Annotated in this window: 13 protein-coding genes; 5 read left to right on the top strand and 8 right to left on the bottom strand. The window is 60.3% G+C overall.

Going from position 1 to position 14,055, the window contains the following annotated elements; all coding sequences use genetic code 11:
• Position 1: 1 nt before the first annotated feature.
• Positions 2 to 1,093: a glutamate 5-kinase gene (gene proB / locus ACYU7Q_RS17500; protein WP_460610712.1), complete on the bottom strand. Its 1,092-nt coding sequence runs from the start codon at positions 1,091 to 1,093 to the stop codon at positions 2 to 4.
• Positions 1,094 to 1,252: 159 nt separating this feature from the next.
• Positions 1,253 to 2,251: an aldo/keto reductase gene (locus ACYU7Q_RS17495; RefSeq protein WP_460610711.1), complete on the bottom strand. Its 999-nt coding sequence runs from the start codon at positions 2,249 to 2,251 to the stop codon at positions 1,253 to 1,255.
• Between the two features lie 312 nt (positions 2,252 to 2,563).
• On the opposite strand from ACYU7Q_RS17495, the gene ACYU7Q_RS17490 reads away from it, so the two are divergent.
• Positions 2,564 to 3,268 carry a DsbA family oxidoreductase gene (locus ACYU7Q_RS17490; RefSeq protein ID WP_460610710.1) on the top strand — a complete coding sequence of 235 codons (705 nt, stop codon included), beginning with the start codon at positions 2,564 to 2,566 and terminating at the stop codon, positions 3,266 to 3,268.
• A gap of 73 nt (positions 3,269 to 3,341) precedes the next feature.
• Here the strand turns inward: ACYU7Q_RS17490 and ACYU7Q_RS17485 are convergent, their stop codons facing one another.
• Genes ACYU7Q_RS17485 through mfd form a run of 4 tightly spaced genes read right to left on the bottom strand, consistent with a single transcriptional unit; the run spans position 3,342 to position 9,454 of the window.
• The gene (locus tag ACYU7Q_RS17485) at positions 3,342 to 4,820 is read right to left on the bottom strand and encodes a PAS domain-containing protein (protein ID WP_460610709.1); all 1,479 of its coding nucleotides are present in this window, start codon (positions 4,818 to 4,820) and stop codon (positions 3,342 to 3,344) included.
• Positions 4,821 to 4,877: 57 nt separating this feature from the next.
• Positions 4,878 to 5,330: a GNAT family N-acetyltransferase gene (locus ACYU7Q_RS17480; RefSeq protein WP_460610708.1), complete on the bottom strand. Its 453-nt coding sequence runs from the start codon at positions 5,328 to 5,330 to the stop codon at positions 4,878 to 4,880.
• 8 nt (positions 5,331 to 5,338) lie between these two features.
• Positions 5,339 to 6,025 carry a DUF6624 domain-containing protein gene (locus ACYU7Q_RS17475; protein ID WP_460610707.1) on the bottom strand — a complete coding sequence of 229 codons (687 nt, stop codon included), beginning with the start codon at positions 6,023 to 6,025 and terminating at the stop codon, positions 5,339 to 5,341.
• A gap of 9 nt (positions 6,026 to 6,034) precedes the next feature.
• Positions 6,035 to 9,454, bottom strand: a complete 3,420-nt coding sequence (mfd, locus tag ACYU7Q_RS17470) for a transcription-repair coupling factor (protein WP_460610706.1) — start codon at positions 9,452 to 9,454, stop codon at positions 6,035 to 6,037.
• Between the two features lie 257 nt (positions 9,455 to 9,711).
• Here mfd and ACYU7Q_RS17465 point away from each other — a divergent pair, with 257 nt between their 5' ends.
• Together ACYU7Q_RS17465 and ACYU7Q_RS17460 are read left to right on the top strand one after the other, a co-directional pair.
• A complete protein-coding gene (locus tag ACYU7Q_RS17465) occupies positions 9,712 to 10,452 on the top strand; it encodes a metal-dependent hydrolase (protein WP_460610705.1) in 741 nt (246 codons plus the stop codon).
• Between the two features lie 387 nt (positions 10,453 to 10,839).
• Positions 10,840 to 11,847 (top strand): NYN domain-containing protein, encoded by a 1,008-nt coding sequence (locus ACYU7Q_RS17460; protein ID WP_198069175.1) that lies wholly within the window; start codon positions 10,840 to 10,842, stop codon positions 11,845 to 11,847.
• Between the two features lie 192 nt (positions 11,848 to 12,039).
• On the opposite strand, the gene ACYU7Q_RS17455 is transcribed toward ACYU7Q_RS17460, so the two are convergent.
• The gene (locus ACYU7Q_RS17455; RefSeq protein ID WP_460610704.1) at positions 12,040 to 12,519 is read right to left on the bottom strand and encodes a PaaI family thioesterase; all 480 of its coding nucleotides are present in this window, start codon (positions 12,517 to 12,519) and stop codon (positions 12,040 to 12,042) included.
• 111 nt (positions 12,520 to 12,630) lie between these two features.
• On the opposite strand from ACYU7Q_RS17455, the gene ACYU7Q_RS17450 reads away from it, so the two are divergent.
• Positions 12,631 to 12,936 carry an Mpo1-like protein gene (locus tag ACYU7Q_RS17450; RefSeq protein ID WP_460610703.1) on the top strand — a complete coding sequence of 102 codons (306 nt, stop codon included), beginning with the start codon at positions 12,631 to 12,633 and terminating at the stop codon, positions 12,934 to 12,936.
• On the opposite strand, the gene ACYU7Q_RS17445 is transcribed toward ACYU7Q_RS17450, so the two are convergent.
• Positions 12,933 to 13,391, bottom strand: a complete 459-nt coding sequence (locus ACYU7Q_RS17445; protein WP_460610702.1) for a GNAT family N-acetyltransferase — start codon at positions 13,389 to 13,391, stop codon at positions 12,933 to 12,935. The genes ACYU7Q_RS17450 and ACYU7Q_RS17445 overlap by 4 nt on opposite strands.
• Before the next feature lie 104 nt (positions 13,392 to 13,495).
• Here ACYU7Q_RS17445 and ACYU7Q_RS17440 point away from each other — a divergent pair, with 104 nt between their 5' ends.
• Complete coding sequence (locus tag ACYU7Q_RS17440; RefSeq protein WP_241938204.1) at positions 13,496 to 13,987, top strand: YajQ family cyclic di-GMP-binding protein; 492 nt, start codon at positions 13,496 to 13,498, stop codon at positions 13,985 to 13,987.
• Positions 13,988 to 14,055 lie beyond the last annotated feature (68 nt).

Genomic DNA, 14,055 nt, shown 5'->3' with positions numbered 1-14,055 from the left:
GTCAGGCAAGGTCAGGGTTCAAAAACAGATAGTCGTAGTGCACCAGCGGGCGCTGGTGCTGATGCCCCAGCCGCTCCAGGGCCTTCTCCAGGCCGTACTCGGCAATGCCGAGGCCCAGCGCCTGGCCGGCTTCATCGGCAATCTGCACAATATCGCCTTTTTGAAATTCTCCTTCGATGGCGAGAATGCCCACCGGCAGCAGGCTCACGGCTTTGCCGGGCGTAGTCAGAGCGACGCGAGCCCCGGCATTCACGCGCACGGTAGCCTTTACGGCGCTGTGCGCGTGGGCCAGCCACTTCTTCTTGCCCGAGGCCGTTTTGCTGGGCCGGAACCAGGTGCTGAGCGCCGTGCCGGCCAGCACGCCGGGCAGGATGCCGGCCGTTTTGCCGTTGGCAATGTGTACGCTGATGCCCAGCTTGGCCACCTTGTGTGCCATGTGGCACTTGGTGAGCATGCCGCCGCGCCCAAACTGCGAGCGCTGCGCCGTGATAAACTGGTCGAAGCCCGTGTCGGCCGGCGCAATTTCCCGAATCAGCTCCGAGCCGGGCAGGCGCGGGTCGCCGGTAAAAATGCCGTCCACGTTGCTGAGAATGATGAGCGCATCGGCAGCGAGCTGCGCGGCAATGAGGCTGGCCAGCTCGTCGTTATCGGTAAACATCAGCTCCGTCACGGAAATGACATCGTTCTCATTCACAATGGGAATGACCTGCTGCTGGAGCAATTCCTGGAAGCAGTTGCGCATGTTCAGGTAGTGCTGGCGGTCGCGGAAATCTTCCTTCGTCACCAGCACCTGGGCGCAGAGCAGGCCGTGAGCGCCCAGCAGCTCGGCGTAGGTGCTCAGCAGCTTCACCTGGCCCACGGCGGCCAATAGCTGGCGGCTGCGCACGGCATCGGCCTGGGCCGGCAAGGTGATGAGGCTGCGCCCCGCCGCCACCGCGCCCGACGACACCACGACGACTTCCCGGCCCTGGGCTTTCAGGGCCGCAATCTGGTCCACGAGGTGGGCCATGCGCGCGAGGTCGGGCAGGCCGTTGTCTTGCGTGAGGACGTTGGAGCCGATTTTGACGACGAGGCGGCGATAGGGCAGGGGCATGGGCAGCGCGTTAATAGCCCTGCAAAGATGTACCTGCCGCTGCTTTCCAATAACAACTGGTTCAGCTCAGAAGGCAACCAGTTCGCGTCTGACCCAAACGAGTTGCCCCCGGAACCCAATTGGGTTCCGGGGGCAACTCGTTTGGTTTGACAGGGGCGGTTAGGCGGTGGCGAGTGCCAGCTCCCGCAGCTGCTTGTTGATGAAATCCACTTCCTCAAATGTGAGCTGGAAATCCATGGCGCGGGCATTCTGCACGGCCTGTTCGCGGTTGCGCGCGCCCACCAGCGCCACCGATATGCCAGGCTGCGCCAGCGTCCAGCGCAGCACGAGCTGGCTGAGGGTGGCGTTTTTGGTTTCGGCCAGTGGGCGAATTTTGTTGAGAAAGGCATTCACGCGCTTCACGCTTTCGGGCGTGAAAAAGCGGTTGCCGTTGCGCAAGTCGCCCTCGCCGAACTCCTGGCCGGGCTTCATCTTGCCGGTTAGCAGGCCCAGCTGCAAAGGGCTATACACCAGAATGGCCTTGTTGTGCTCAATGCAATACGGCACCACGTCGGCTTCAATATCGCGGCGCACCATGCTGTAGGGCACTTGGTTCGAAACAATATTGAGCGTTTTTTCGGCTTCCTGCATCTGCGCCACCGAGTAGTTGCTCACGCCCGCCGCCCGCACTTTGCCTTGTTCAATGAGGCGGCTCACGGCCTCCATCGTTTCGTCAATCGGCGTGGTCACGTCGGGCCAGTGCTGCTGGTAAAGGTCGATGTAGTCGGTGCCGAGGCGACGCAGGCTGTCCTCGCATTCCTTGATGATGCTGGCGCGGCCGGCGTACTTGTACACGTCGAGGTCGTGGCCGTTGTTGTCCTGGGTTTTCATGGCGAAATCGCCCTGCGCCAAATCCCAGCGCATGCCGAATTTGGTGAGGATTTGCACCTTGTCGCGGGGCAGCGTCTTGATGGCTTCGCCCACGATTTCCTCGCTGAGGCCCATGCCGTACACCGGCGCGGTGTCGATGCTGGTTACGCCTAGCTCGTAGCTGGCGTGGATGGCGCCCACGGCATCGTTCTGCTCGGTGCCGCCCCACATCCAGCCGCCGGCCGCCCAGCTGCCAAAGGTGATGCGCGAAACAGAGACATCGGACGAACCTAGTTTTTGATATTCCATGAGGGATTGAAGTCGGTTAGAAGGGAAAAGGCCGCGTAGGGGCCGGCGTTGTTAACCGGAATTTGGGGGCGAAGGTTGTGAATAGGGGTTGATTTGGATGTCGTTCGTCAGGCCGTCATGCAGAGCGCAGCGAAGCATCTTTACCTCAATGGTAATTCTTTTGATTGCGTTGGGCGGTAAAGATGCTTCGCTGCGCTCTGCATGACATTCTTTCTTTTCAATAACAGTTCTAACCTCCCCGGCCCACCCCCGAAACTTTTCGCCCCGTCCGTTTCTTGTAGCTGCTTCCCTGGCTTCAAAACCCCCAACGATATGAAAGTTGAAATCTGGTCCGATGTCGTATGCCCGTTCTGCTACATCGGCAAGCGCAAGTTTGAAAACGCCCTGAAGGGCTTCGCGCACCGCGACGAGGTGGAAGTGGTGTGGCACAGCTTCCAGCTCACGCCCGACTTCGAACCCATTCCCGGCGAAAGCATCCACGAGTCGCTGGCCAAGAAAAAAGGCGTTTCGGTAGAGGAAGGCCGCAAAATGAACGATTACATGACCAACGTCGCCAAGGAGGTTGGGCTCAATTACCGGTTCGATAAAGCCATTCCGGCCAATACCTTCCTGGCCCACCAGCTCATTCACCTCGGCGCGCACCACGGCCGGCAGGATGCCACCAAGGAGCGCCTCATGGCCGCTTACTATTTAGAAGGCCAGAACATCGGCGACCTCGACACGCTGGTGAAACTCGGCACCGAAGTGGGCCTCGACGCCGCCGAAAGCCGCGAAGCCCTCACGGCCGGCACCTACGCCAATGCGGTGCGCCTTGATGAGTATCAGGCCCAGCAAATTGGGGTGCGCGGCGTGCCCTTTTTCGTGTTCGAGGACAAGTACGCGGTATCGGGCGCGCAGCCCAGCGAACTATTTGCCGAGGTGCTGGAAAAGGTGTACGACGAGTTCAAGCCCGCCAAACCGGCCCTGACCATGATGGCCGACGGCGATGCTTGCGGCCCCGACGGCTGCGAAGTGTAGCAAAAAAGCCCTATAAATGTAAAAAAGCCTCAGCATCTTTTGCTGAGGCTTTTTTATTGCTAATTGCTAATTGCTAATGGATTGGCTGCGTGCCGGAACGCAGCTGCTCCTGCAGGGCCTCGGCCTGCTGGCGGGCCCGCACTTTGTCGGTCACGTCCACGATAAAGGCCAGAATGCCCAGCGTAACGCCTTGCTCGCTGCGCAGCGGCTGATAAACGAAGTCGACGTAGCGGAGTTCCGGGCGGCCCGTAGTGGGGTCGTAGAGTTCGGCGGGTGTGTCGCGGCCCTGGAAGGGCACGCCCGTGGCGTACACCTGGTCGAGCAGGCCGGTGAAGCCTTGCTCCACCACTTCCGGAAGCACCTCGGCCACTGTGCGCCCCAGCTGGGTGCGGCCGCCGGACAGTTCCTGGTAGTGCTCGTTGAAGAACGAAAAGCGGTGTTCGGGGCCGGTGAGGGTGGCAATGCTGGCCGGCACCTGCCCCAGAATCTGGCTCAGCAGGCGCTGCTGTTGGGCAACGGCGGCGCGGTGCTGCTCGGCTTCGGCGAGGGCACTTTCGAGCTGCTTGGTGCGCTCGCCCACGCGCGCTTCGAGCAATTGCTGCACTTGCAGCACTTCTTCCTGGTTTGCGAGGAGCTCGGCGTTGCTCTCGTGCAGGGCGCGGTTCACGGCCGCCAGTTTGTCGTTGAGGTTCTGGATTTGCTGGCGGGCCTGCACCTGCTCGCTTACCTCGGTGGCTACCACCATGGCCCCCGTGATGGTGCCATCGTCTTCGCGCAGCGGCAGGTACACGAAATTCCAGTATACGGTCTCGGGCTGGCCATTGCGGACAATGGTGGAGGGCATTTCGTTGGCTACGTGGGGCACGCCGGTTGCCATCACCTCGTTCAGCAGGTCGTCGAAGCCCTGGCCGGTAATTTCGGGTAGCAAGTCGAACAGCGGCTTGCCGATAGCCTGCGCCGGCGTACGGTCCCAGAGCTCCAGCACCTTGGGGTTGGCCAGCTCAATCACGAAGTTGGGGCCGCGATAGGTGGCAATGGCCACCGGGGCCTGCTCAAAAATGCGGGCCAGCTCGCCGCGCTGCCATTCCGCGGCCTCGTGGGCGGCCTGTTCGCGCGTCCGCGACTCGTGCAGCTGGGCCGCAGCCTGGGTTTGCGCCGTGATGTCGATGACGTCGTGAATGAGGTGCGTCACCCGGCCCTGCGCATCGAGCACGGGCACGTTGCGGGTTTGCCAGTAGCGTTCGATGAACTGGCCGGGGTGCGCGGGGTCGGGCAGGTCGTAGGGTTGTAGCGGCAGCTCGTGGGGCTGGCCGGTCGCGAGCACCTGTTCCAGCGAAGCGCGCACATCACGCACGGAGCGGGCCCCCGAAGTATTGGGATTGTCCGGGAATACGTCGAACACGTAGCGTCCAATCAGGTCGGCGCGCTGCGTGGTCGTCGCCTTCAGGTAGGCATCGCTGGCCGCCTCAATCACAAATTCGGGCGAAAGCAGCAAGCTGGCGCTGGGCAAGGCGCTAAAAATGGGCAGCAGGTCTGCGGAAGGGGTGGGCATAGCTCAAAAGATAAGGGCGATAGCAAAGTGCGCAATACGCAGATTTTGGCGAGTGGTCTATGCGGGCCGGACCATCGGAATGTGCGGAATGCCGTCCTCTACGTACATCGGCCCCGACTGCTCGTAGCCAAATTCGTTGTAAAACCGCTCCAGATGCTGCTGCGCCCCAATTTTATTGGCCTGCCGCCCAAATAAGGCATCGGAAAAGGCCAGCGCCTGCCGCATCAGCTCGCGGCCCAGGCCGTACTGCCGAAACGGCTGCGCCACCAGCACGCGGCCAATGCTGGCCTGCTCGTAGCTCTTGCCTGCGTCGAAAAGGCGGGCGTAGGCGGCCAGCTCGCCGGCTTCGTTGTAGCCCAGCAGGTGGTGGGCATCCATGTCCTGGCGGTCAATGTCTTGAAAAGCACAGTTTTGCTCTACCACAAACACCTCGGAGCGCAGGCGCAGCAGGTCGTAGAGAATCAGGCTTGGGAGGGCTTCGAAGGGAAGGCAGTGCCAGCGAATAGTCATAGCGGGTTCTATTTGGGCATTTTTTCGACGTCTTTCAGCGTCAGCACGCGGTACCGGATGCCCAAATTAGCGGCATTCTGCTCCACGGTAGTCGGGAAGCCGGCTTTTTTGCGGCGCTCATTCACCCCGCCCGCGTCTTTGATGGGCCACACGAAGGGGGGCAGGGCCTCGCGCTGGCCGGTTTTCGGGTTCAGCACGCTGTAGCCGAAAGCCTGCGTGCCGTAGAGCTGCGCCTTGCCGTCGCGCATCAGCTGGCGGTCCAGCATCTGGGCGTAGAGATAAAACGGCAATTCGCCCTTGCCGGCGGCCTTTTTGATGAGCGGCAGGTACTGGTCGATGTCGTCGGAGTGCTGAATAACGTACCAGGCGGCTTCGTTTGTGGGCTCGCCCACCAGGGTCTTGCCGGGGTAGCCGTACTGTTTCAGAATCTGCTTCACCCGCACCAGATTGGTCGAATCCGTGCGCATCATCTGGCGTGGAACGTAGGTGGACAGGCTCTCCCGCGTCACGCCCAACGCGCGGGCCATTGAGTCGGGCCGGTGCCGCTGGTGCGGGTCAAACAGCAGGCTCCGCCACTTCTGGTCCACGGCGTAGATGCTGTCCAGCTCATGCTTCAGCGGCTGATTTAGGATGGCCTGAGCCGCCGCCAGTTGCGGCAGTAGCCCCAGCAGCAAAGCGAAAAGCAGGAGTTTCATACCATCAAATTACGCCGTCACGGCTTCCTCGCTGCCCAGCTCGTTCAGCACGCGCTTGGCCTGCTGAATGGACCGCACTTCCTCAAACGTCACAACCAGCTGCGCCTTGTGCTCCTTCAGCTTGGCCGTGCGCGGGTGCGTCTGCACGTAGTTGAGGATGGTGCCGAACTGCTCGCCCTGGAAGTAGGCCTTGTGGTCGTCGTCGGCGGGCAGGTAGCCTTTCAACGTGTCGCGTTTGAGGGTGATTTTATGGAAGCCTACCTTGCAAGCCTGCCAGCGCAGCCGCACGATGTCGGCCAGCTGCTCCACCTCGGGCGGCATGGGCCCGAAGCGGTCCACCATGCTGGCCAGCAGCTTGCTCAAATCCTCCGGCTTCTGGGCGCGGTCGAGCTTGGCGTAGAGCTGCAGGCGCTCCGACACGTTGCTCACGTACTTCTCGGGGATGAGTACCTGCTGGTCCGTCTCCACGTTGCACTCCTGCACGCGGCCCGCGCCGGCCGCCATTTGCAGGCGCTGCTGGCTATTGGCATCGCCCAGAAACAGGTCGCGGAATTCGGTTTCCTTGAGCTCCGTCACGGCCTCGTCCAGAATCTGGTGGTAGGTTTCGTAGCCGAGGTCATTGATGAAGCCCGACTGCTCGCCGCCCAGCAAGTTGCCCGCCCCGCGAATGTCGAGGTCGCGCATGGCCACATTGAAGCCCGCGCCCAGGTCCGAAAACTCCTCCAATGTACTCAGGCGCTTGCGCGCATCGGCGGGCAATTGCGCCACCGGCGGCGTCAGCAAATAGCAGTACGCCTTGCGGTTGGAGCGGCCCACGCGGCCGCGCATCTGGTGCAAATCTGACAGGCCGGCCAGGTGGGCGCGGTTGATAATGATGGTGTTGGCGTTGGGAATGTCCAGTCCGCTTTCGATGATGTTGGTCGAAACCAACACGTCGTATTCGCCCTCCACGAACTTCATCATGCGCTTTTCCAGCATCTCGCCGTCCATCTGCCCGTGGGCGAAGGTGATTTTGGCATCCGGCACCAACCGCAGAATTGTGCCGGCCATTTCCTCAATGTCCTTCACGCGGTTGTGCACGAAAAATACCTGCCCGCCGCGCTTCAACTCCCGCGCCACCGCGTCCCGAATCAGGATTTCATCATACACGTGCAGCTCCGTGTTCACCGGCTGGCGGTTGGGCGGCGGCGTGGCAATCACGCTCAAGTCGCGCGCGCCCATCAGCGAGAAGTGCAGCGTGCGCGGAATGGGCGTGGCCGAAAGCGTGAGCGTGTCCACGTTCACCTTCAATTCCTTGAGTTTGTCCTTGGTCTTGACGCCGAATTTTTGCTCTTCGTCAATAATCAGAATGCCAAGGTCCTTAAACTTAATGTCCTTATTGGTGAGCCGGTGCGTGCCAATGAGAATGTCAGTTTTGCCCTCCGCCACGCGCTGCAAAGTCTCCTTTATCTGCTTCGTCGATTTGAAACGGTTGATGTATTCCACCGTCACCGGCAGCGTGGCCAGCCGGTCGCGGAAGGTTTTGTAATGCTGCATGGCCAGAATGGTGGTGGGCACCAGCACGGCCGCCTGCTTGCCATCGGCTACGGCCTTAAATGCCGCCCGGATGGCTACTTCCGTCTTGCCAAAGCCCACGTCGCCGCACACCAGCCGGTCCATTGGGTGGGGCTGCTGCATGTCGTTTTTCACGTCTTCGGTGGCCTTGGCCTGGTCGGGCGTGTCCTCGTAAATGAAGCTCGATTCCAGCTCGGCCTGCAAAAAGCCATCGACCGAAAAGGCGAAGCCCGGTGCGGTTTTGCGCTTGGCGTACAGCCGGATAAGGTCGGCCGCAATGTCCTTCACCTTCTTCTTTACTGACTTCTTCTTATTCTCCCACTCCGGCGAGCCCAGCTTGCTCATTGTAGGCGGCGAGCCTTCCGCGCCGCTGTATTTCGCAATTTTGTGCAGCGAGTGAATGCTCACCGTCAGCAAGTCATCGTCCCGATAAACGAGGCGAATGGCCTCCTGAATCTGCCCGTTTATTTCCACCTGCGTCAGGCCCGCAAAACGCGCAATTCCATAGTCCTGGTGCGTCACGTAATCACCGGGTTGCAGCGTTTTTAATTCGCGCAAGGTCAGCGCCTTTTTCTTCGAGAATTTGCGCGCTTCCTGCGCCCGGTAGTAGCGCTCAAATAATTGGTGGTCGGTGTAAACGGCCAGCTCAAGTTGCTCATCCACATAGCCTTCCCGCAGCGCCATCAGCAAATGCTGGAATTGCACGTTGTTGTCCAATTCGTCAAATATCGTGCGCAGGCGGTCGGCCTGGCGCACGGTATCGGCGGTAATTATGGTGGTGAAATTGCGCAGCTGATTTTCTTTGATATTCTTCACCATGCGCTCGAATTCCTTGTTGAAACTCGGCTGCGGCTTGGCGCTGAATTGGAACGTATCCGCGTTTTTGAAATGAAACCGCTTGCCGAATTCCACCACCGCAAATTCATCGAGCAGCTTTTTGAAATTCTTGCCCGATTCAAATAAATCGCCCGGCTTGCTCACGATTTGCATGCCGCCGCTTTCGCTCAGCATCTGCTGAAAATTTGCTTCGGCTTTTTCGAATAATTCCGTCACCACGTCCAGCGTCTGGCGCACGTCTTTCATCCAGATGCAAGCCGTGCGGGGCAGAAAATCAAAGAATGCCTCGCGGGTTTCGGTCAGCATTTTGGTCTGCACGTTCGGAATAATGCTGATGCTGGGCCGCGGGTCCACCGATAATTGCGTCTCCGGATTAAAGGTCCGGATGCTCTCAATTTCATCGCCGAATAATTCGAGGCGAAACGGCAATTCATTCGCGTAGCTGAATACGTCGACAATGCCGCCGCGCACCGCGTACTGCCCCGCTTCGTACACGAAATCCGTTTTCTCAAAATCGTATTCACCCAGCAGCTCGCCCAGGAAATTCACGTCCAGCTTGTCGCCCACTTTCGCGTTGAACGTGTTTTTAACCAAACTCTGGCGGTTAATTACCTTCTCGGTCAGCGCCTCGGGGTAAGTCACGATAAACACGCTGTTAGTTGTGCTGGCCGCCCGCGTAGTATTAATGCGGTTCAGGGCCTCGGCGCGCATCAGCACGTTGGCGTTTTCCGTCTCATCGAACTGATACGGCCGCTTGTAGGAGCTGGGGAACAACAGCACTTCCGGGCCCTCCGGCAGCAAATGCTGCAAATCGGCCAGAAAATAGGCGGCCTCGTCCTTGTCGTGCATGATGAACACGTGCGGGTGCTGGGCGTGGGCCACGGCCGACGCCACCACGGCATCCTGGCTACCTACCAGGCCGCGCAGGTGTAGGCGCAGGCGGCTGGGGTCGGGCTTGGTGGCTTCGCGCAGGCGCGAGGCCAGCACCTGAAGCTCGGGGGAGAGGCGATATAAACGAAGAAAATCAGCTACTTGCACAAGGAATCAGGCTAGGACAGGGCAAATGAAGTAGCCCGGCCGGATAGATTTCCGGTCGGGCAGCGGGGTAAATACACGGCAAAGGTGGCGAAGGTTTCCTAGGCTGCCCGTAGCTTCGCGGCCTTCTGGTCATGCAGAGCGCAGCGAAGCATCTTGCCCGCAGCAAGTAATTCAATCATCTGAAAAAGGATTAGTGATGGCGAGCAAGATGCTTCGCTGCGCTCTGCATGACTGGCGCAACCAGCAACCTCAAATTAATGCGCGGCTCTTCCCACCTGGCCATCGGCCTCATCACCGGCGTGGCCGTGGCCGGGCTGGCCCCGGGCATTCCGTTTTCATTGGCCGGCATTGCGCTGGCCGGCTTTTCCAGCCTCGCCCCCGACCTCGACCACCCCGAAAGCCGTCTCAGCAAGCGCCTGGGCTTCACCCAGAACTACGTGCGTTGGGCGTTTGTGGCCGGCGCTCTGGCGCTGGCGGCCTTCGCTTACTTACAATTGCGCCCCGGGGCCGAGCAGCGCCTGTTCTACACCGGCGCGCTGGCCTTCGGGCTCATTGGCGTGGGCATGCAGGGCGGCTCCACGCGGCGGCTGGCGCTGCTGTTCACAGGTCTGGGCACGGTGGTGGCCGGCCTCTACACCGAGCAATTGTGGCTTAGTCTGCTGGGCACCTTCGTGGCGCTGGCGCCCTTCACCGCGCACCGCTCCTGGACGCACACCATTTGGGCCACCGCGCTCTGGACCTACATCGGCTACCTCGCCGACCAGCACCTCGGCTGGCGCGGCGTAGCCCTGTACGCGGGCACCGGCTACGCCTCGCATCTGGTGGCCGATACCCTCACCAAATCGGGTGTGAGGTGGTTTTTGCCCATCTCGGAGTTCCCGTTTAAAGTTCCGCTTATCAGCACCGGCTCGGCCAGCGGCAACCTGCTCGAAGTGGGCATTTGCGTGGGCTATGCGCTGCTGGTACTGGGGCTGGTGGTGGGGCACATGGGCTTTTAGCCAGGCCCGGCTCCGCCGGATGGCCCTACGGTGCCAGAAACGCCATCCGCTTCATTGTGGGCACTGTTGCATAAGTCAGCTAAGACCGTTAGCTTCGCAGCAGATATGCTGGTAAATTAGGGTCGATTTGGCATTGAACCGTGTTATTATTCTGCGTTTTCAATCGTTTTCGCCAACTGGCATTCTTTAAAATCAATTAAGCTACCTTTTAATCCCACCGGCTGCCGCCTATTAGCGGACTGTCTCGTCGGGGTTTCCCTACTAATGTTATACTGAATGCTGGAACGGGTGACGAGCATTTTGTCGCGTGTGGTTCCGGCATTCCTACTTGATTCACACCCTTAGTCCCACTCAAAACACTTCTCTAACTTTACTTAACGCATCCCCATGAACCAGATGAACAGCCCCCTGATTCGGGTTGGTGTCTTCTATGACGGCAACTATTTCTTAAAAATTAGCGATTATTATTATTTCCAGCACGAGCGCAAGGCCCGCATTAGCCTCGAAGGTCTGCACGAGTACATCCGCCATCAGGTAGCTGAAGAAGAAGACGTTGACGTGCGCCTGGCGCAAATCACCGATGCCCATTTTTTCCGCGGCCGCCTCTCGGCCACCGAAGCCCGCGACAAGGACCGCCTGTTCCATGACCGCCTGCTCGACGATATTCTGATGAACCTGGGCGTGCAGACACACTACATGGCCCTTAAAACCCGCGACGGCCGCCTGCAGGAAAAAGGCATCGACGTGTGGCTGAGCCTCGAAGCCCTCGAACTGGCCCTGCACAAAACCCTCGATGTGGTCGTGCTCATCGCCGGCGACTCCGACTACGTGCCCCTCATCCGCAAGCTCAACACCGTGGGCACCCGCGTGATGCTGCTGAACTGGGACTTCAAATACGAAGACTTCAAGGGCGAAACCCGCGTGACGCGCGCCTCGCAGCAGCTGCTGGAGCAAGTGACCTACCCGGTGGCCATGCACGACGTGATTGACCGCGGCCTGCAGCAGCAGGACGAAGTGGTAGAAGCCATGTTCGTGAACCAGGCCGAGCCCGCTGCCTTTGCGCCCAGCACCGCTGCCGCGCCCAAGCTGGCCCGTCCCACCGGCCCCACCGCCGCCGGCCCCGTGGGCACGCTCGGCATGAGCACCATCAAAAACCTGAAAAACGGCTTTGGTTTCGTGGTAATGCCCCCGAACAACCTGTTCTTCAGCTACGCTGACCTGACCGAAGGTGATTTCAATGACCTGCGCGAAGGCGACTGGGTGGAGTTCACCGTGGGCCGCAACCACCGCGACGAGGACTGCGCCCGCAACGTGCGCAAAGTGCCCGCCCCGCAAATGACCGACGGCGACGACGAGTACGAGCCCGTAGGCGTGCACGCCACGGCCGAGCTATAGCCTGTCATTGCGAGGCCGCAGGCCGTGGCAATCCGTCCTGTAATAACCAGACTTTTTCTTTTACCAGGAAGCCCCAGCACTTCGCAGTGCTAGGGCTTCTTGCTGTTGAAAAAAGCTGTGTCACATCTCAAGGTTGGTCGCATGGAGAGGACGGATTGCCACGGCCTGCGGCCTCGCAATGACAGGCGAAAATTACCCCATCAGCAGTTCCGCAAAATCACGCTTGGAAGCCGGGTAGCGGTTGAAAGTGCCCAGGCCGCGTGCCACGGCTACATCGTTGAGGCCCGCCTTCACGCGGTAGACCACGCAGCTGCTCACCACCAGCGAGTTGCCGCTGTGGTCGACGATGCCGCGCGCCACTAGCTCATCGTGCAGGTGCACGGCGTGCAGGTAGTTCATTTTGAATTCGACGGTGGACACCAGCTCCATTTTGGTGAAGGCCAGCGAGAGGGCGGCCGCACCGAGGGCGGCGTCCATGAGGCCGGCCAGCACGCCGCCGTGGCAGGTGTTGGGCGAGGAAAGGTGCTCGTCGCGGATGACCATGCGGTATTCGATTTGGCCGGGCGTGCTCACCGTCAGCTCCATGCCGTTGGTGCGGCCGTAGTGGTTCATCTGGTTGTAGGCGGCCACCATGGTGGCGAGGTCGGGAAGGGCAGGGGCTTTATCGGACATGGCGAGGGCGGGAGTTGCTGCGGCAAGTTTGCCGAAAAATTTGCTTCATTTGCCAGGAACGGCATTTTCAGGGGCGAAAAGCCGTGGTATCACCTCTTTTTCATTGCACCCATGTCCACGCAGCCGCTCACCTTCGCCGAGTTTTATCCGCGTTATCTCCGCGAGCACAGCCGACGCGGGACGCGGGTGCTGCACTTCATTGGCACCACGCTGTTCATCCTTTGCCTGGTAATGCTGTTGCGCACCGGCAACTGGAACTGGCTGGCGGCCGGGGTAGTGGCGGCCTACGGCTTTGCCTGGGTCGGCCATTTCTTTATTGAACACAACCGGCCGGCCACGTTCCAACACCCGTGGTATTCGCTGCTGGGCGATTTTCGGATGTATTTCGACCTGTGGCGCGGCCGCGAGAAGTTCTAGAGCGGCTTCCGCATCAGAAAGTGCTGGATTTCGCCAAACAGCAGGTGCGACGGCTCGACCACTGCATACCCTAGCTTTTTATAAAATCCGACAGCCTTTTCACGGGAATGGAGCACGATTTCGCGCATGCCCGCGGCCCGCGCCTGTCCCTCCAGATACGCTACCACGCGCTGGCCCAGGCCCTGGCCCGCCGCCTCCGGCGCTACGGCCATGAAGCGAATCTGGCCCTGCCCGTTGCCGGTGGGCTGTAGCATGCCCACGGCCAGCGCGGCCGGCGGCCCGGCGGTTGCGGCCAGTAGCAGGGCGTGGATGGTGCCCGGCTCGTCATCGGCCGGCACGCGCTCCGAGCCGGGGGGCTGCTGCCAGGGCTGGCGCAGCACGGCGTAGCGCAGGGCATAGTAGGCGGCCCACTCGGCGGGCGTGCGCGGCGGCTGGATGGCGGAAGTCGGATTCATGAGGGAAACGTGAAGCGGGGGCGCAACCTGGGCCGGTGTGGGGCGTTACCTTTACGGCCCGGCCAGTGCCGGTTTAATCTTCTCAAAACTACGCCCCACCCGCTATGGCATCCTTCGACATCGTGAGCAAAGTTGACCCGCAAACCCTCGAAAACGCGGTAAACACGGCCCAAAAAGAACTGCAAACCCGCTACGACCTGCGCGACACCAAGGGCGGCATCGAGCTCAACAAAAAGGAAAACACCATCCTTCTGTCGTCCGAAAACTCGATGCGCATCAAGGCGCTCGAAGACATCCTGCTCGGCCGCGTGGTGAAGCAGGGCATCGACGGCACCAGCCTCGACTTTACGGCCGAAGAACAGCCCAGCGGCCAGCTCATCAAGAAAACTATCAAAGTGCGCGCCGGCGTGGATAAGGAGTTCGGCCGCAAAATCATCAAGGCCATCAAGGATGCCAAGGTGAAGGTGGAGGCCCAGATGCAGGACGACCAAGTGCGCGTGACATCCAAGAAAATTGATGATTTGCAGGCGGCCATTGCCGTGCTTCGCAAAGCCGATATCGGCCTGCCGCTGCAATTCGTGAACATGAAATCCTAGCGCGAGGCAATAAGGTGGGAAAGCTGTAATGCCGGGCTGCTTGCTCCGATTAAGCTTTTTCACAACCC

Source organism: Hymenobacter terrigena, from assembly GCF_054776515.1.
This window is presented reverse-complemented; position numbering and strand designations above follow the sequence as displayed.